The sequence below is a fragment of the Micromonospora sp. NBRC 107095 genome, assembly GCF_030269705.1.
In the GTDB taxonomy this organism is placed as follows: Bacteria; Actinomycetota; Actinomycetes; order Mycobacteriales; family Micromonosporaceae; genus Micromonospora; species Micromonospora parva.
The window spans coordinates 83510-101143 of the sequence record NZ_BSTU01000005.1 but is presented as its reverse complement, the minus strand read 5'-3'; the positions used below and the strand labels follow the sequence as shown (position 1 = coordinate 101143).

Annotated in this window: 18 protein-coding genes; 10 read left to right on the top strand and 8 right to left on the bottom strand. The window is 69.7% G+C overall.

Translation table 11 applies throughout. The annotated features are described in order from the left end of the window. Positions 1-106 precede the first annotated feature (106 nt). Both QSK15_RS23330 and QSK15_RS23325 read left to right on the top strand, forming a co-directional pair. Positions 107-1522 (top strand): FAD-dependent monooxygenase, encoded by a 1416-nt coding sequence (locus QSK15_RS23330; protein ID WP_285796283.1) that lies wholly within the window; start codon positions 107-109, stop codon positions 1520-1522. A gap of 252 nt (positions 1523-1774) precedes the next feature. Further along, entirely contained in the window at positions 1775-3709 is a 1935-nt protein-coding gene (locus QSK15_RS23325) for a S9 family peptidase (RefSeq protein ID WP_285796282.1), read from the top strand. Positions 3710-3748: 39 nt separating this feature from the next. On the opposite strand, the gene QSK15_RS23320 is transcribed toward QSK15_RS23325, so the two are convergent. Further along, positions 3749-4612 carry an arginase family protein gene (locus tag QSK15_RS23320; protein WP_285796281.1) on the bottom strand — a complete coding sequence of 288 codons (864 nt, stop codon included), beginning with the start codon at positions 4610-4612 and terminating at the stop codon, positions 3749-3751. Between the two features lie 125 nt (positions 4613-4737). Then, positions 4738-5241, bottom strand: coding sequence for a MerR family transcriptional regulator (locus QSK15_RS23315; protein WP_285796280.1), 504 nt, complete (start codon positions 5239-5241; stop codon positions 4738-4740). Positions 5242-5353: 112 nt separating this feature from the next. On the opposite strand from QSK15_RS23315, the gene QSK15_RS23310 reads away from it, so the two are divergent. Together QSK15_RS23310 and QSK15_RS23305 are read left to right on the top strand one after the other, a co-directional pair. After that, on the top strand, positions 5354-6403 hold the full coding sequence (locus tag QSK15_RS23310; protein WP_285796279.1) for an aldo/keto reductase: 1050 nt from the start codon (positions 5354-5356) through the stop codon (positions 6401-6403). A 363-nt stretch (positions 6404-6766) separates the two neighbouring features. After that, positions 6767-7249: an NUDIX hydrolase gene (locus QSK15_RS23305; RefSeq protein WP_285796278.1), complete on the top strand. Its 483-nt coding sequence runs from the start codon at positions 6767-6769 to the stop codon at positions 7247-7249. Here the strand turns inward: QSK15_RS23305 and QSK15_RS23300 are convergent, their stop codons facing one another. The 3 genes from QSK15_RS23300 to QSK15_RS23290 all read right to left on the bottom strand — a co-directional run bounded on the left by QSK15_RS23300 (position 7250) and on the right by QSK15_RS23290 (position 9435). Beyond that, the gene (locus QSK15_RS23300) at positions 7250-7900 is read right to left on the bottom strand and encodes a DUF6518 family protein (protein WP_285796277.1); all 651 of its coding nucleotides are present in this window, start codon (positions 7898-7900) and stop codon (positions 7250-7252) included. 110 nt (positions 7901-8010) lie between these two features. Then, positions 8011-8472 (bottom strand): HNH endonuclease, encoded by a 462-nt coding sequence (locus QSK15_RS23295; protein WP_285796276.1) that lies wholly within the window; start codon positions 8470-8472, stop codon positions 8011-8013. Between the two features lie 33 nt (positions 8473-8505). Continuing rightward, positions 8506-9435, bottom strand: a complete 930-nt coding sequence (locus tag QSK15_RS23290) for a LysR family transcriptional regulator (protein WP_285796275.1) — start codon at positions 9433-9435, stop codon at positions 8506-8508. A gap of 127 nt (positions 9436-9562) precedes the next feature. Between QSK15_RS23290 and QSK15_RS23285 the strand changes: the two genes are divergently transcribed. Both QSK15_RS23285 and QSK15_RS23280 read left to right on the top strand, forming a co-directional pair. Then, positions 9563-10816, top strand: a complete 1254-nt coding sequence (locus tag QSK15_RS23285; RefSeq protein ID WP_285796274.1) for an MFS transporter — start codon at positions 9563-9565, stop codon at positions 10814-10816. After that, a complete protein-coding gene (locus QSK15_RS23280; RefSeq protein WP_285796273.1) occupies positions 10816-11400 on the top strand; it encodes a GNAT family N-acetyltransferase in 585 nt (194 codons plus the stop codon). Before QSK15_RS23285 ends, QSK15_RS23280 begins: the two co-directional genes overlap by 1 nt. Before the next feature lie 35 nt (positions 11401-11435). Here the strand turns inward: QSK15_RS23280 and QSK15_RS23275 are convergent, their stop codons facing one another. Both QSK15_RS23275 and QSK15_RS23270 read right to left on the bottom strand, forming a co-directional pair. Beyond that, positions 11436-11909 carry a GNAT family N-acetyltransferase gene (locus QSK15_RS23275; protein WP_285796272.1) on the bottom strand — a complete coding sequence of 158 codons (474 nt, stop codon included), beginning with the start codon at positions 11907-11909 and terminating at the stop codon, positions 11436-11438. Positions 11910-12043: 134 nt separating this feature from the next. Continuing rightward, positions 12044-12784, bottom strand: a complete 741-nt coding sequence (locus tag QSK15_RS23270; protein ID WP_285796271.1) for an SDR family oxidoreductase — start codon at positions 12782-12784, stop codon at positions 12044-12046. 136 nt (positions 12785-12920) lie between these two features. On the opposite strand from QSK15_RS23270, the gene QSK15_RS23265 reads away from it, so the two are divergent. Continuing rightward, positions 12921-13403: an RrF2 family transcriptional regulator gene (locus QSK15_RS23265; protein ID WP_285796270.1), complete on the top strand. Its 483-nt coding sequence runs from the start codon at positions 12921-12923 to the stop codon at positions 13401-13403. A 16-nt stretch (positions 13404-13419) separates the two neighbouring features. Here QSK15_RS23265 and QSK15_RS23260 read toward each other — a convergent pair whose 3' ends face one another. Continuing rightward, positions 13420-14973, bottom strand: coding sequence for an ArnT family glycosyltransferase (locus QSK15_RS23260; protein ID WP_285796269.1), 1554 nt, complete (start codon positions 14971-14973; stop codon positions 13420-13422). Between the two features lie 122 nt (positions 14974-15095). Here QSK15_RS23260 and QSK15_RS23255 point away from each other — a divergent pair, with 122 nt between their 5' ends. From QSK15_RS23255 to QSK15_RS23245, 3 genes are all read left to right on the top strand, one after another. Continuing rightward, positions 15096-16127 (top strand): aldo/keto reductase, encoded by a 1032-nt coding sequence (locus QSK15_RS23255; RefSeq protein WP_285796268.1) that lies wholly within the window; start codon positions 15096-15098, stop codon positions 16125-16127. Continuing rightward, positions 16124-16630 carry a DinB family protein gene (locus QSK15_RS23250; protein WP_285796267.1) on the top strand — a complete coding sequence of 169 codons (507 nt, stop codon included), beginning with the start codon at positions 16124-16126 and terminating at the stop codon, positions 16628-16630. The genes QSK15_RS23255 and QSK15_RS23250 overlap by 4 nt, the downstream gene beginning before the upstream one ends. A 297-nt stretch (positions 16631-16927) precedes the next feature. Continuing rightward, positions 16928-17614 carry a Type 1 glutamine amidotransferase-like domain-containing protein gene (locus tag QSK15_RS23245; RefSeq protein WP_285796707.1) on the top strand — a complete coding sequence of 229 codons (687 nt, stop codon included), beginning with the start codon at positions 16928-16930 and terminating at the stop codon, positions 17612-17614. The last annotated feature ends 20 nt before the right edge of the window (positions 17615-17634 follow it).

The window sequence follows — 17634 nt, the reverse complement described above, 5'->3', positions numbered from 1 at the left end:
CACCGCCGAACCCTTGTCGACCGGCCCCATCGAGCCCGACTCCGTCGTCAGCGGCCGCCCGTCATCGCCGACCTGTAGCACCGATAGCGACCCCCGCACGTACGACGTGATCATCGCGGGGTGCGGGCCGACCGGTGCGATGCTCGCCGCCGAGCTGCGGTTGCACGACGTCCGGGTACTCGTGGTGGAGAAGGAGACCGAGCCGCCGTCGGCCGTCCGCATCGTCGGCCTGCACATCCGCAGCCTGGAGCTGATGGCGATGCGCGGGCTGCTGGAACGCGTCCTCCCACACGGGCGGCAGCGTCCGGCCAGCGCCTTCTTCGCCGCCATCCCCAAGCCCGCCCCCACGGGCCTGGACCCCCGGTACGCCTACCTGCTGGGCATTCCGCAGCCGGTCATCGAACGTCTGCTCGAAGAGCACGCCGTCGAACTGGGCGCGCAGGTACGGCGCGGTCGGGCGGTCGCCGCCGTCGAGCAGGACGACGACTGGGTGACCGTCGAGCTGGCCGACGGGGAACGGCTGCGCTCGCGCTTCCTCGTCGGCTGCGACGGCGCACGCAGCACCGTTCGCAAACTGCTCGGCGTCGGTTTTCCCGGCGAGCCGGCACGGACCGAGAGCCTGATGGGCGAGATGGCAGTAGGCGTCCCGCCGGAGGAGATCGCCGTCAAGGTGGCCGAGATCCGCGAGAGCCATCAACGGTTCTGGCTGCGGCCAGCAGGAGTCGGCGTCTACAGCGTCCTGGTCCCCGCCGCCGCCGTCACTGACCGCGCCGAACCGCCCACCCTCGACGATTTCAAGCGCCAGTTGCGCGCCGTAGCCGGGACCGACTTCGGCGTGCACTCCCCGCGCTGGCTGTCCCGCTTCGGCGACGCCATGCGGTTGGCCGACCGTTATCGGGTCGGACGGGTGCTGCTGGCCGGCGACGCGGCGCACATCCATCCCCCCATTGGCGGACAGGGCCTCAACCTCGGCGTTCAGGACGCCGTCAACCTCGGCTGGAAACTGGCCGCACAGGTCCGCGGCTGGGCGCCGGAGACCCTGCTCGACACCTACCAGGCCGAACGACGTCCGGTCGCCGAGGACGTGCTGGACAACACCCGGGCCCAGACGCAGTTGCTGTCCACCGAACCGGGCGCACAGGCCGTGCGCCGGCTGCTCATCGAGCTGATGGACTTCGACGAGGTGAACCTGCACCTGCTCAAAAAGATCACCGCCATCGGCATCCGCTACGACTTCGGCGAAGGCCCTGACCTGCTCGGTCGCCGGCTGCCCGACATCGACGTAAAGCACGGGCACCTCTACGGTCTGCTGCACCGCGGCCGTGGCCTGCTGCTGGACCGCACCGAACGCCTGACCGTCGGCGGCTGGTCCGACCGGGTCGACCACCTCGCCGATTCCACCGCGGCGCTGGACGCTCCCGGAGTCCTGCTCCGCCCCGACGGCCACGTCGCCTGGATCGGCGACGACCAGCGGGATCTCGACCACCACCTCACCCGCTGGTTCGGCCGGCCCGTCCACTGATCTGGTAGAACGACCCAGGTGCCGAGCGCGGCGACGTCCCGGTATGCCGGGACGTCGCCACGACACCCCACCGGAATCGGCGTCACACTGGCCGGTGGTTCACCAGGTTGCCTGGCACAGGTCATCGGCTTCCTCCTCGCACCCGTCAACAGCGGGACGAGGTGCCTCGACGTCGCCGTGGAAGAGTCCGGTGTGGACGTGTCAGCGGTGCACCGGTTCGTGGTGCCACGCCGGTGCTGGCAGACTGACCGCATGACAGGGCTGAGGGCCGACCTCGTCGTCGATGGTCGTGAGCCGCAGACCCCGGCACTCGCCCCGAACGGGCGCCTGCTCTGCTACGTGCTCGCTCCCCTCAGCCGGGCAGGTGACCACCTCGATACCGAAATCCGGCTCGTCGACACCGATGATGTCGCGTCGCGCCGGGCGACCGCCGACACCGCAACCGAGTCCCGGCCACGCTGGTCGGCGGACTCGCAGACGCTGTTCTTCCTGTCCGACCGCGCCGAGCGGGGGACCCCGCAACTGCACCGCCTCACCCTCGCCAACGGCACGGTGACAACGTGCACCAGCTGGCGCGGCGGCGTCATCGACCACCTGCCGCTCAGCGATCCCGACCTGGTCGCGCTGCTCGCCGAGGACGAACCCACCGAGCGGGACGCGCGGCGGACCCGGGACCGTGACGACGCCATCGTGGTCGGCGAGGGCGGACCGCGTACCCGGTTGCGCCTGCTCGACCTGCGTACCGGCCGGGTGGCCACCCCGCAGGTGTTCGGTGACCGGCACGTCGTGGAGGTGCAGCAACGTCCCGACGGCGGCCCACTCGCCGTGCTGACCTGGGCCAGCCCCGACAACGACCACGGCCCACGCACCAACCAACTGCACCTGTTCGACCCCACCACCGGAACGGCGGAGAACCTCGGACCGGTCGCGGTCGACGCACGATCGCTGGCCTGGTGGCCGGATGAGGACGGTTGGCACCTCGGTTACCTCGCGCTCACCCCGCCGCTTCTGCACGCCGGCACCGCCGTGTTCGACCTGGCAGTGGAGAGCCGCGTCCTCCGCAACCGCACCGCCGGCCTCTCGATGTGCCCCACCGAACTCTGCCAGACCGACACCGCCCCGCTGGTGGTGTTCGCCGACGGCCTGAACACCACAGTGGCCCGGCTCGACCACAGAGACCTCACCACCCTGTCGCATCACCCCGGACGTCTCGACAACCTCACCACCACCCCCACCGGCGACACGATCGCGGTACGCACCGGCGCCCGCTATGAACCGCCGAATGTGCACATCGGAGCGCCAACGGGGCCGCTGCGACGGGTCACCCACACCCGTCCGGAACTCGACGGCATCACATTCGGCACCCAACAGCCGCTGGCCTACCGTGCCGCCGACGGCCTCGACCTGGACGGCCTGCTCGTCCTCCCGGTCGGAAGAACCGCGTCCGAAGGCCCGTTCCCGCTGGTCACGATCGTGCACGGCGGCCCGTACGACCGCTACGCCGATCGTTGTCAGCTGTTCTGGTTCCCCAGCGCGCAGTGGATGGCAGCCGCCGGCTACGCGGTGTTCCTGCCCAACCCGCGCGGCGGTCAGGGCCATGGGCACGAGTTCGCCGCCAGCGTCGCCGGCCGGGTCGGTCAGCAGGAGTGGAGCGACATCCTGACCGGCATCGACCTGCTCATCGCCGAGGGCATCGCCGACCCCGACCGGCTGGGCATCGCCGGCTGGAGCCACGGCGGCTTCATGTCCGCCTGGGCCGTCGGCCAGACCGACCGTTTCCGCGCCGCGCTGGTCGGCGCCGGCATCGTCGACTGGGGCATGCTCGCCGCGACCGGCGACAACGGCCAGTTCGAGGCGGCGCTGGGTGGCAGCACCGGATGGTCGGGCATCGGACCACACCCGCACGACGCGGTCAGCCCGATCTCCTTCGCCAGTCACATCCGCACCCCGGTGCTCATCGTGCACGGCGCCGAGGACACCAACGTTCCCTTCGGGCACGCCGTGTATCTGCACCGGGCGCTGCGCCACTTCGACGTCGAGCACGAGTTCGTGATGTACCCGAGAGAGGGTCACTCGATCCGGGAACGCAACCACCAACTCGACCTTTTGCGCCGCACCCACGCCTGGTTTGATCGCTGGCTCCAACCGCCAGGCGGGCGCACCCCTGTCGACGGGTCGCCTTCGTGACCCCGGGTTGCTCCGGATAGGGCTCCTTGGAAGAACCCCTTACGGAACAGCATGATCGAGAGTGTCGAGGCGCACTGCCGTGTGGAGTAGCGGCTGAAGGGCGTCCAAGAGCGGACCGGGGTGGACTGGGAGGCCATTGGCGTCTTCCCCGGCCTCGAACTCGCCGATCTCCACGCCGACGAGGTCGGACTCGCCTATGGCGAGCGCGGCAGATCTGAGGTCGCTGAGTGTGAGGCCGCCGGGAACGAGGTAGTCGGTGGGCACGATGCCGGGTTCAAGGACGTCACAGTCGAGGTGCACATAGACCGGACGGCCGGCGATCGCGGCCCGCAACCTTTTCGCCAGGTCCGGTCCTGGCCCGACCAGCGTGATCACGCCATCATCGATCAGGGACTGCTCGGCCGGGTCGATGTCACGTGCCCCGCAAAGGATCGCGTTCTCTGGCTTCAGCCCCTGTCCCAGACCGGAGTCCCACATACCGAGCGGGCCGCTGAAGGCGAGGCCGCCGAGGTAGCCGGTCGTGCTGCTCTGGGGAGTGTTGAGGTCTGCGTGTGCGTCGAACCAGACGACCACCGCGTCCGGGCGATACCTGGCGACGACCGGGAGGGTCGCCAGAGCGACCGCGCAGCGGCTCAGCGCCGTGACCGGAAAGGCGCTGTCGCGCAACAACTCGTCGAAATGCTCTGCCATGGCGCGCAGTGCCGGCCGAGCCGCAGCCAGCTCTTCTTCCCAGTCGGTACACAGCGCGGGTTCGGGTGACCCGATGACAACCGGTGTTGAACCCAGCCGAGCGGCGAGTTCGGCCGCGATCATTCCCGACGCCTGCATGGCCCGGTCGTTGTGGTCGCCGGCGCGGGCCGCGAATTGCGTGATCACCGGCGAGGGGCGGTTGGACGCTGACACGGTTTCTCGCTTTCGCAGGAGCTGACAGTGACGACCTGACCGTAAACGCTGGAGCGGAATGGTGGTGGGTACCGTGCCTAGGGGTGCTCTTCTGCAGAACACTGCAACCTATTGACAAGCACGCGCTAGAGGCTGAGCGCCGGATCCGGCGCCAGTGGTCCTCGCGGGCCATCTGTGAGCCCGATGTTGTTGGCGTCTTCGTCGTTCGCCGAAGGAGATGCGGCGTGGCACTGGCGGTCGCCAGCGCTGTCCGGGTCGAGGATGTCCTCATACACCCCGACCTTGAACCTGATCAGGTCCAGGCACTCGGCGAGTTTGCCGATCTGGGTGGTGACGTGGGCTTGGTGCTCGCGCATGAGCGTGAGTCGTTCCTCCTCGTTGCCGGCTCCCTGCCGGACGAGGTCGGCGTATCGGCGTAGCGCGGGCAGGGGCATGCCGGAGGCGCGCAGGATGATGCAGACGGTGAGCCAGTCCACGTCATCCTGGCTGTAGACACGGCGCCCGCCAGGTCCACGTTGCACAGGGTTGACGAAGAGGCCCTCGTGCTCGTAGAAGCGCAGCGCATGGACGCTCAAGCCGGTGCGTTCGGCGACCTGCCCGATGCTCAGATTTGTGGTGACCTCAGCCATGCCGGTCAGGGTAGCGGCTTGACCTAGAGCCAACTCTAGATCCTAGGGTTCCCGTGCGGTCGACGCTTCTGTCGCTCCGTGATCACGGCTGAATCAGTAAGGGAGCATCACCATGCGCTATCGCACCCTCGGTGGAACGGGCATTCACGTCAGCGCCTACTGCCTCGGGACCATGATGTTCCAGGATGGTTGCAACTCCGACCACGACGATTGCGTTCGTATAATCCATGCCGCCCTGGACCAGGGGATCAACTTTGTCGATACCGCTGACATGTACGGGCAGGGAGAGTCCGAGGAGATCGTCGGCAAGGCGCTGCGGGGCCGCCGTGATGACGTCGTATTGGCCACCAAGGTTCACTTCCAGATGGGCGAGGGCCGCAACCGCAGTGGCAACTCGCGGCGTTGGATCCTCAAGGCGGTCGAGGACAGCCTCAGGCGCCTGAACACCGACTGGATCGACCTCTACCAGGTCCACCGCCCCGACGACTCGACCGACGTCGAGGAGACGCTCTCGGTCCTCAGCGACCTCGTGCGCCAGGGGAAGATTCGCGCTTTCGGCTGCTCGACGTTCCCGTCCGAGGAGATCGTCGAGGCCCATCACGTCTCCGAGCGTCGTGGCCTCGGACGCTTCCGCACCGAGCAGCCGCCGTATTCGATCCTGGCCCGCGGGATCGAGGCCTCGGTCCTGCCCGTCTGCCAGCGCTACGGAATGGGCGTGCTCGTCTGGAGCCCACTGGCCTTCGGGTTCCTCACCGGCAAGTACCGCAAGAACCAGCCCATCGACCTGTCAACCGGCCGTCCCACGATCCGGCCGGAACGATTCGATCCCACGCTTGCGGAAAACGCCGCCAAGCTCGACGTCGTGGAGCAGCTCGTCGAACTCGCGGAAAACGTCGGCTGCACCCTCCCACAGCTCGCCATTGCGTTCACCGTGGCCCACCCGGCCGTCACCTCGGCGATCATCGGACCGCGGACCATGCCGCAGCTGGAGGATCTCCTCAAGGGCGCCGCGCTGACCCTGGACGATGCTGCCCTCGACCGAATCGACGAGATCGTGCCGCCCGGGACCAACCTGTACAACCCCAACGCTCCCATGCCCCCGCGTTCGCTGACCGACACCGCACTGCGTCGCCGCCCACTGACCGACCGCGCCGCGGCCTGAGCGAGCTGGCAGGTGGGCCAGAACCCGAATCGAGGGAGACGGGCAGTTCCCCGTCTCCCTCGTCCAGCGATCGCGCCATAGTCGGCAGTGGTCCGGCGTGCGGATAGCGGGCGTTGACACCGCTTGCCACCGACAGCCCTGTGAAGGCCGGGACAGCCAGCCAAGCGCGGGACCCACCCGCACGCGACGTCGTCCATCCCCCTCACGGCAATTAAAGGTTTACCGGTAACAGCAATCCGATAATTCACCGTCACGAAAGGGGCATATCGTGCGTACATCATAATGACAGTTCTTGTGCGTAATGGATCAGGATGGTGTCGGTGGGGCGACGCCTAGCCCGCGAACTGCGGGATCCTGTCACCTGTGATCGCACAACGGCTCAGGGTCGCCGCGTACGCGGTGTGTTTGCGAGATGATGATCTGTTGCTCGCCCGCTGGGTCTCACCGGACCGGGCGCGGCGGCACTGGACGCTACCTGGTGGAGGGGTTGAGCACGCCGAGGATCCGTTCGACGCCGTCGTACGGGAGGTGGCCGAGGAGACGGGGTACGAGGCGCAGGTCGAGCTGCTGCTCGGTGTGAACTCGCGGACCCGGACCGTCGAGAGCTACGACGGCGGGGTTGTCGACCTGCACACGCTGGCTGTCTTCTACCGGGCTCGGATCGCGGGCGGTGAGCTGCGATCCGAGACGGGCGGCACGACCGACCTGGCGCAGTGGGTGCCGCTGGCACAGGTCGCCACCCTGGAGCGTTCCGTGGTCATCGACATCGGGCTTGACCTGCATCGCAACACACCGCCAACGGGGCATGGGGAGCCCATTCGCAGGACGGGGCTGATGCGGCACTGATCAGCTGCCGAAGCCGGCAATGGTGTACGCGGCGAAGCCGAGCACCGCGAGTGCCGTTGCCGCAGCGATCGCCCGCAGGCGGACCCGATTGGTCCGAGCGACCACCAGGATCAGTGCGGCGCCGAACACCGCTTCGATCACCGCGGTCTGCAGGCTGTCGGTGCGGTAGTGCGAGTCGTGGCCGGGTTGTGCGCTGCGGTGGAACAGCGTGGCCGCCTCGGCGAGCAGGACCGCGCCGGGCAGGGCCACGGCGATCGCTCGAACCCACGGTTGCCCGTAGCGGCTCAGCCCACCCGCCACCCCGAAGAGCGCGCCGGCGAGGACCCCGAACGACAGCCACACGAACGTCGTCGAGGACCACAGGTTCTGCGCGCTGTCGTCCAACAAGACGACCGCCGCGACGTAGTACGCCTCCACGGCGACGACCAGCAGCACGATCCCGGCGAACGCGGACCGCCGCCAGTCGGCGCGGAGCCACCATCCGATGGCGAACGCGCCGACCGCCCAGACGGCGCTGGAATTGGCCAGGTTCGCCCAGGGGTACGGCAGACCGAGCTGCAGCACCAGGTCCACCACGCCGAGGAGAACCCCACCGACCACCACCGTGAGGACACGGTGCCGGGGCTGCACTTCACGATCAACTGTCGTCACGGGGCAAAACTGTCACACCGAGCCGCCCGGGACATCTGCCTAAGGATGGGTTTCCGGCCGGCCACACCCGCCGTACGGCCGGCTTCGTTCACTCGACCGCCGGCCGCGCGCTACGTGCGGCCGTACGAGGCGCGCGCGTGCGCCACCTCGGCGGCCTCGCGTTCACGCCACCGACGCTGCGCCTCCCGGTTGCAGGCCCGACAGACCCGCCGGTAGCGACCCGTCGCGTCATCGAGCTCCCGGTCGTGGCCGTTGCGGCACTGCGCTGACTGTGACCGGGTTCGGCAGGTTTCCGAGCGGCTGACCTGACGTAGGTGGGTTGGTTCGATGCAGTCGGCGGCCCCACAGGTCTGGTCGACGTCGAGGGCGGGGTCGTAGTCACCGACGAGCACCACGTACGCGGCGATGTGCGCCCACGCGCGGCCGGCGACCTTCTGATGCACCCCGCGTCGCGGCCCGTAGCCGTGGACGATGAGGCAGCCGCTCCCGGCGCGGTGCGAGCGCTGGAGCAGGTACGCGCGCAGCGACTCCTCGGTGTGGTAGCGGGACAAACCCTTCACGGCCGAGAGCACGGGGCCACCGTACCCAGTTGTCCCGGCGTCGTCTCAACCCCAGGGAGGTAGCCAGACCTCGGCGTCGGGGGTCGGCATCCGGCGGGAGTCGAGGTGCTCACGCAGTGCGCGCAGCGCCGGGTGCGGGTTGTCGTCGCGCCAGATGAGTGAGATGGGGTAGATGGGCGCCGGGTCGCGTACCGGTATCCGGCGCAGGTCGTAGCTGTCGGGCCACAGGTACCGGGTGCGCTCGCCTGCGAGGGTCGCCAACTGCGCGGAGTCGGCGATCTCGGCCAGCAGCGCCTCGTTGCCGAAGACCGGCCCGACCAGGTCGATGGTGAGGCCGAACGCGACGGCGAGTTCGTCGTAGTAGTCGGCCCATTCTGTGCCGGGGGCCAGGCCGGGCATCCAGATGCGGTGCTCGGCCAGTTGCGCGGGCGTGACGGTGCGGGCGTTGGCGAGCGGATGGCGTGGGCCGACGAGCAGTTCGTGGTGCTCGTCGATCACCCGTCTGGTCCTGATCGCGGCGGGCAGGTGGCGCGCGGCGACGGGGACGGCGTGGAAGGTGACGTCGACAGTTCCCGCCTCGACGGCGGCCATCGCGGCGTGCACGTCGGCGTCGAGGGTGACCACATCCAGCTCGATCCGCGGATGCGCGCGGTGGAAGTCCTGGAGCAGCACGGCCGGTGCGATGCGTCGGCTGTGCACGTCGACGCGCAGTGCCCGCCGGCCGGGGCGTACGGAGGCGTCGGCGCGCGCCTCGGCCCGCAGCAGTTCACGGGCGTGCGGCAGGAAGGTCTGACCGTCGACGGTGAGGGCGATGCCGCGAGGCGTGCGGGTGAACAGCCGTACGCCGAGGTCCTTCTCCAGTGCCGCGATGCGCTTGGAGACGGCCTGCTGGGTGATCGACAGCGTGGCGGCGGCGTCCTGGAACTGGCCGGCGTCCACGGCGGCGACGAAGGTGCGGACGGCGTCGAGGTTCACCTGACGAACCCTAGTGACACAACGTCTGGTTGTGGCACGCCGCTCGTCCGGTTGTTTGATCCACGGTCCGTGGCCTTGCTGTGATCGTGGCGGTCAACGATGAGTTGTCGGGAGCGGGAGGTGCGGCTTGTCCGCGAGGCGATCCCTGGGTCGGCGGTTCGGCTGGTTGTGGGCGTCGTACGCGGTCAGCGCCTACGGGTCGGGGCTGGGGTTCGGGGCGTTGCCGTTGATCGCCGTGCTGGTGGTGCGGGCCAGCCCGGCTCAGGTGTCCGTGTTGGCCGCGCTGGGGCCGGCGGTGGGCGCGCTCATCGCGTTGCCGCTGGGGCCGTGGGTGGAGTTCCACCGCAAGCGGCCGGTGATGATCGGGATGGACCTGGCCCGGTTCGCGGTCCTGCTGACCATCCCCGTCGCGTACGCGTTGGGCCGGCTCAGCTTCGGGCAGTTGCTGGTCGTCTCGGCCGTGCTCGCCACCGCCAAGATCGGCTTCAACGCGGCCAGCGGCGCCTTCCTCAAGGCCCTCGTCCGGCCGGACGACCTGCTGGTGGCGAACGCGCGGTTCGAGTCGACGACCTGGAGCGCGATCGCGCTCGGACCGCCGCTGGGCGGCGCAGCGGTGGGCCTGTTCGGGCCGGTCGTCACTGTCGTGGCCGACGCGCTCAGCTACCTGCTCTCCGCGCTGGGCATCGCGGCCATTCGCGGCCACGAGGATCATCCTCGGCGCACCGGAGCGGCCCGGGTCCGGACCGGTGAGCTGCTGGACGGCTGGCGGCACCTGTTCACCCACCCCGGCCTGCGGGCGCTCTACCTCAACCAGGTGCTCGTCAGTGGACTGATCATGGCCACGGAGCCGTTGCTGGCCGTGCTCCTGCTCGGCGAGTTGGGTTTTCCGCCCTGGCAGTACGGTCTCGCGTTCGCTGTGCCCTGTGTGGGCGGACTCATCGGGTCACGCCTGGCTCGTCGCGTGGTGGCGCGCTACGGCCAACACCGGATCATCCGCACCGTGGGCACGCTGCGCGCGATCTGGCTGATCGGCCTCGCCGTCGTGCAGCCGGGCCTGGTCGGTCTCGGCACGGTGATCGCCGTCGAGTTCGCGATCATCATCTGCATGAGTCTGTACAACCCGGTACTCGCCACCTACCGCCTTCAACAGACTCCGAAGGAACGCGTCGTCCGTACCCTCTCTGCCTGGTCGATCGGCAGCGGTGCGGCCATCGCCGTTCTCAGCGCGCTCGGCGGGTTGCTCGCGCAGACCACCAGCCCGCGCACGGCGATCACGGTCGCCGGGCTGGTGATCCTCGCGAGCCCGCTGCTGCTGCCCGGACGCCCGGACACCGATCGACCGGCACCCGAGCGCTCCGAGCGGATCTCTACGATCGCGTGATGTTCCAGCCGACCTATCCGATCCGCACCGCGCGGCTCGTCCTGCGCCCGGTCACGATCGACGACCTCGACGACGTGTACGCGTTCCAGCGCCGACCCGACGTCGTGCGGTGGATGCTCGGCGCCGAGCCGCGTACCCGTGAGCAGTCCCGGGCGTCGGTGCTGGCCATGGCGGGCGAGGACGCGTGGCGCGCGGAGGGTGACTGCCTGACCTCAGCCGTGGTCACCGACGCCGGCGTGATCGGGATCGTGGAGTTGGTGTGGCGCAGCCAACTGGACCGTACCGCCGAGATCGGGTTCGTCTTCCACCCCGACCACGGCGGTCGCGGGTTGGCGACGGAGGCCGCCACCGCGGTGCTGGCCTGGGGGTTTGCCGAGTTCGGGCTGCACCGTGTCTACGGTCGGTGTCACGGTCGCAACACCGCGTCGGCCCGGATGATGACGCGACTGGGCATGCGCCAGGAGGCCCGCCATGTCGAGAGTTACCTGTTCAAGGGGGAGTGGGCCGACCAACTCGTCTTCGCGATGCTGGCGCACGAGTGGCGGGCCGGGACCCGCACGCCACAGGGTGGGATGCGCCAGTAGCCGGCCTTGCGTCGGCTGGTGGGCTGAAGCCCTGGTCAGAGACGCAACTCGAGCACCAGTTCGTGTCGGATGGGGATGCCGTCGTCCTCCAGCGGGATACTGGGCTTGAGCTGCCGGGCCCGGGTCACAGCATCCCGATCGACGCGTACCAGGTCGAAGCCGCGCCGCTGATAGAAGCGCAACGCCGCCAGATTTTCATTGGTCGTGACCAACCAGAGCACTGTGACGCGTTGACGGATCGCCTCGGCCCGCAGCCAGTCGAGGAGGGCGCTGCCCGCACCGGTCCCTGGCTCGGTGGCGGCGAGCGAGAGGATCTCCCAGGTCTGGGTGCCGTCGTGGCGGTAGGTGATCACCCCGACGCGACGGCCGTCCCGCTCGGCTACGGCGGCAGCATCACCGGTGGCGTCCAGGAGTTCGTCGTGCACCGCCATCATGGTGCTGCCGAACGTGTCGGCCAAGGCCTCGTTGACGAACGGCGCGTCCTCGGCGACGGCATTCCGGACGGTCACGCGGGAAGCCGATGAGTGCGTGCTCATGCAGTCGGCTCTCCAGGGTTCGGGGATACGGCTGACAGCACGGTATCGCCGTACCCGCGCGTCGCGGCGGCGATCGATCGCCGCCGCGAGACGCGGGCTGTGCCTGCTCAGGCCCGGCGCGCGAGCCACTCCCGGTAGACAGTGGGTGCGATGACGGCGTCGCCCTTGGCGATCAGGACGTCGCCGGGCGCGGCGGCGAACATGCCGGCGGTGTCGTCGGTGGTGACGGTGCGCTGGTCGTCGCGGGCGGCGAGGGTGATCCGCCCCAGCTCGTCGAGGGCGAAGACGTCGGGCCCGGCGACGTTGCGGATGCCCTGCAACGGCGCGCCCATGCTGACCTCGGCGACGGCCTGCGCCACGTCGGCGGCGGCCATCGGCTGCACCGGCGTGCTGGGCAGGCGGACGGTGGTGTCGTCGGCCGTCCAGGACAGGATCGCGTCGACGAACTCGAAGAACTGCGTGGCGCGAACGATGGAGTACGGAATCGGACCGGCCGTCAGGATGTCCTCCTGGAGGACCTTGGCACGGTAGTAGTCCAGGTCGGGCACCTGGTCGACGCCGACGATGGAGAGGATCACCGCGTGGCCGACGCCCGCGCGGGCGGCGGCGGCCAGCAGGTTGTCCATGGTCGTGCGGAAGAAGGCGGGTGAGGCGTCGTCGAAGGTCGGTGAGTTCGTCAGGTTGACGACGACCTCGGCGCCGGCGAGCCCGTCGGCCAGGCCCTGCCCGGTGAGCAGGTCCACCCCGGTGGACGGCGACAGCGGCACCGCCTCGTGCCCGGCGGCCTGCAGGATCTTGACGACCTGTGACCCGATGAGACCGGTCCCGCCCAGTACGGCGATCTTCATGCTCATGCACCTTCCAGTGACGTGTGTGGTCCGGTGTCCGGCTGCGGAAATGCCTCGCCGATACTCGGACTTCTTCTGTCCGGGAACTATACTCGGACACACAAGGTCCGAGTAGCGGGGTGACTAGGGTGACGTCATGAAGATGTCCGGCGGGGTTGAATGGGCGCTGCACTGCTGCGTGGTGCTCACGACCAGCCACACGCCTGTTCCGGCGGCCAAGCTGGCGGAACTGCACGACGTCTCCAGCAGCTACCTCGCCAAGCAGCTCCAGGCGCTGGCCCGAGCCGGCCTGATCCACTCCGTGCAGGGCAAATCGGGTGGCTATGTGCTGACCCGCGCACCGGAGAGCGTCACACTGCTCGACGTGGTCCGGGCCGTCGACGGTCCCGGCCCGAGCTTCGTCTGCACCGAGATCCGCCAGCGCGGCCCCTTCGCGACCCCCGCCGACGCCTGCACCACGCCGTGCCCCGTCGCCCGCGCGATGTGGGCGGCCGAGGACGCGTGGCGGCAGGCGCTCGCCGCGGTCACCATCGCCGACCTCGCCCGCGACGTCGACGCCACCTCCGGCCCCGAGGCTCTGGTCGGCATCCAGGCCTGGCTGACCAGCGGCACCGGTTGACCCTTGCTGACCGCGCTCAACCGGTGTGGCGTACCTCGGTGTCCCAGATCTGCGCCCACGGACGCCGCAGCCCCCGGCACACGTGGATCGGGCCGCCGTTCTCGTCGTTGTCCACCTCGACCCGCTGATCCACCCGACCGGCGAGGGTGCACTGCTCGAACCAGGTGCTCAGCTGGTCGGGGCGCTCCCAGCCGACGGCGATGACCACGTCCGCGTCGGCGGGCGGCCGACCGAAGTCGACCATGCTGTTGTGCCCGGAGTACGCGCGGGGGAGGTCACGGTCCGGGCCGTACCGGGCCACCGCACCGGCCTCGCCGTAGTTGGCGGTGAGCACGACCGCCCGCGAACGCTCCCCGGTCGGCAATCCGCTGTGGACGGCAGCCAGGGAGTCGGCGAACGCGGGCCAGCCGATCGTCTCACCCGCGTCGTAGTTGACGTCGACCACGAAACCGGGCAACCGGTCGGCCGGCAGCACCGGCAACAGCAGCACGACGTTGGGCAGCAGGAACGGCACCACACCCAGCGCGAGCAACCCTCGACGCCACCAGAGCGACCCGCGCGACGCCCAGGTCACGGTGACCACCGCACCGGCGGCGGTCAGGACCAGCAACAGCGGCGCGTCGTAGTAACCCTTGCCGCCGGCGGCCAGCACGATGCCCACCACCACCAACCAGGACCAGCCCACCGCCCGGTAGGCCCGCCACGCCGGCCGGCGCAGCAACGCGACCAGGCCGGCGATCCAGATCGGTACGGCGTACGGGCTGATGATGACGAACTGGAGGGTGAACGCGTCGAGCCGACCACTGTAGGAGCTGTCACCGCCGGAGATGGACGCTGCCACGCCGAGCTGCGGAAAGCCGTGCGACGCCTGCCAGATCAGGTTCGGCGCGGCCAACAGCACGGTGACCCCGGCGGCGGCGAGCACCCACCTGTCGCGCAGCAGCCGACGCGGCCCGGCGATGAGCACCCCGACGATCAGGCCCACTGCCAACAGCGCCGGCAGCAGCTTGCTGAGCATGCCCACCCCGAGCGCCAACCCGACGCCCAGCGCCCAACGGCTGTCACCGGTACGCAGCAACCGCACCGCACACCACGCCGCGAGCAACCAGACCAGCAGGTCGACGGTGGTGGTGCTGAGCAGGTGACCACTGGCGAGCACGATGCCGGACAGCGCGGCGAGCACCGCCGCGACGAGTTGCGCACCCCGACCGCCGCCCAACTCCCGGGCGATCGCGGCGACCAGCAGCACCGCGCCACCGGCCAGCAGCGCGGACGGGGTCCGCAGCACCACCAGGTTGCCCGGCGCGACCGCGTCGAGCAGCCGGGCCAGCGCCGGGACCAGCGGACCCTGATCGACGTAGCCCCAGTCGAGGTGTCGACCGGCGAGCAGGAAGTACAACTCGTCCCGGTGATAGCCGTAGCGGCCGGCGAGCAGCAGCAGCGTCACGCTGGTGGCGGCGGCCACCAGCCACGGGCCGCGGGTGCGCGCGCCGGGCTCCGGCTGCCGCCCCGCCGGTGGTGACGGGGCCGACCGGTGAGGCCGGTCGATGTCAGTCGCGGGCTCACTCACCCGCTCATGATGACCGGCGAGGTGCCTGCGTGGGTGCCCGTGCCGGGGCCCGGCGGCCTCCATGTGCAGGTGGCCCAGCCGGGTGCGAAGATCGGCTTTGTCACTCGGACCGAAAGGACGATATGCGCTATCGCACTCTGGGCAGCACCGGCACCGTGGTGTCGACCCTGTGTCTGGGCACGATGACCTTCGGCGCGGAGACCGACGAGGCCGGCAGCTTCGCCCAACTGGACCGGTTCGTCGAGGCCGGCGGCACCTTCATCGACACCGCCGACGTCTACTCCACCGGTGTCTCGGAGGACATCATCGGGCGCTGGCTGCGCAGCCGACCCGACGTGCGCGACCGGCTGGTGATCGCCACCAAGGGGCGGTTCCCGATGGGCCCGGGGACGAACGACGCCGGCCTGTCCCGGGTGCACCTCACCCGCGCCCTGGACGCCAGCCTGCGGCGCCTCGGCGTCGAGGCCGTCGATCTGTACCAGGCGCACGCCTGGGACCCGCTGACCCCGCTGCCGGAGACGCTGCGGTTCTTCGACGACGCGGTGCGCGCTGGCAAGATCCGCTACGCGGGGGTCAGCAACTTCACCGGCTGGCAGCTGCAGAAGGCCGCCCTGCTCACCCAGCATCTCAACCTCACCCCGATCGTGACCCTGCAACCGCAGTACAACCTGCTGGCCCGGGAGATCGAGTTCGAGTTGGTGCCGGTCTGCGAGAACGAGGGCATCGGCATTCTGCCGTGGTCACCGCTGGGCGGCGGTTGGCTGACCGGCAAGTACCAGCGCGACAGCACGCCCACCGGCGCGACGCGGCTCGGCGAGAACCCGCAGCGCGGCGTCGAGGCGTACGCGGGTCGCAACGCCGAGGAGCGCACCTGGCGGGTGCTCGACGTGGTCCGTCAGATCGCCGAAGACCGGGGCGTGTCCATGTCGGCGGTGTCGCTGGCCTGGCTGGCGGCCCGACCGGCGGTCACCTCGGTGATCCTCGGGGCGCGCACCACCGAGCAGCTCGACGACAACCTGACCGCCGCCGACCTGGTCCTCGACGCCGAACAGATGCGGCTGCTGGACGAGGCGAGCGCCCCGCCGGTGGGCGACTACCCGTACGGCGCCGCGGGTGTGCGCCAGCGCGCCCGCGACCTGCCGGCCGGGTCGTGACGTCGTTTCCCGAGCCCACCGCCCCGGCCGGCAGCCGCGCCGAGGTCTTCCTGCGCTACCTGGACTACTTCCGCGAGTCCATGGTGGCCAGGGTGTCCGCGCTGGCCGAGCCGGAGCTGCGACGCAGCCGGCTGCCGTCCGGGTGGACCCCGCTGGAGTTGCTCGCACACCTGCGCCACGTGGAGCGGCGCTGGATCGAGTGGGGCTTCCAGGGTCGGGACGTCGCCGAGCCGTGGGGCGACCGCCGCGACGACCGGTGGTACGTCGCCCCCGACGAGACCCGCGCGGATCTGGTGGCGGCGCTGCGGGCGCAGGGCGCGCACACCACTGCCGTGGTGACGGCACACGACCTGGCCGAGATCGGTGCGCCGGGCCCACGCTGGGACGGCGCGGACCCGGCGTCGCTGGAGCGGGTGCTGTTCCACCTGGTCCAGGAGTACGCCCGCCACCTCGGCCACCTCGACGTGGTCACCGAACTCGCCGGCGGCCCGACCGGAAAATGAGTCCGTCGACGGGCAGCGGCATCAGATCTTGGACAGTTTCCGTTACGTCCTCACGGAAACTGTCCAAGGTCTGCGCGGAGCAGCGGTTGGTCCGAGAGATGCGACCCGAACTGGCGGACAAACGTAGACCGGGGCGTGGCATCGGACCTGGGTCGTCGTGCGGGCGGAGGCAGTTGACGGTTGGACGGCCGCCAGCGGATGATCCAGCAAGGCGTCGCTCGGGTCAGCGAGCCGGGACGCTGGCACTCATAGGCAACATGATCGCGGTCATGCGGTGGCTCTAGGGGAGCGGATGTGCTGAAGTTCCTTCTCACGTCGGGAGGCATCAGCAACCCGAGCATCTCCGACGCGCTCGTCGGCCTGCTGGGCAAGCCGATCGCCGAGTCCACGGCCCTGTTCATTCCCACCGGCGTCCACCCCTTCCCCGGCGGGGCTGAGCGGGCGTGGACGGCGATTCACGGTCGGGCCGACATCCCGCTGGGCCAGCTCGGTTGGCAATCCCTGGGGTTGCTGGAGCTCACCGCGCTGCCGACCATTCGAGAAGAGAACTGGGTCCCGGCGGTCCGGGAGACCGATGCCCTCCTCGTCTGGGGTGGCGATGTGCTGTACCTGACCTACTGGCTGCGCCGGTCGGGCCTGGCCGACCTGCTGCCGTCGCTGATCGACACGGTCTATGTGGGGGTCAGTGCCGGGAGCATCGCGGTCACCCCGTACAACTGCGACGCCGAGTTCGACCTCGCGTTCGTCCCGGACGGCAGCGACATGACGCAGGGCGCCGACCGGGCGCTGGGGCTGGTGGATTTCACGCTGTACCCCCACCTCAATCATCCGGAGATGGAGGACACCACGCTGGCCAACATCCAGAAGTGGGCGTCCGGCATCCCGGTCCCGACCTACGCCATCGACGACAACACCGCCATCACCGTGGTCGATGGCAAGGTCGACGTCATCTCCGAAGGCGACTGGAAACTGATCAACCCCTGACCGGGTCGTCCCTTCAGCCG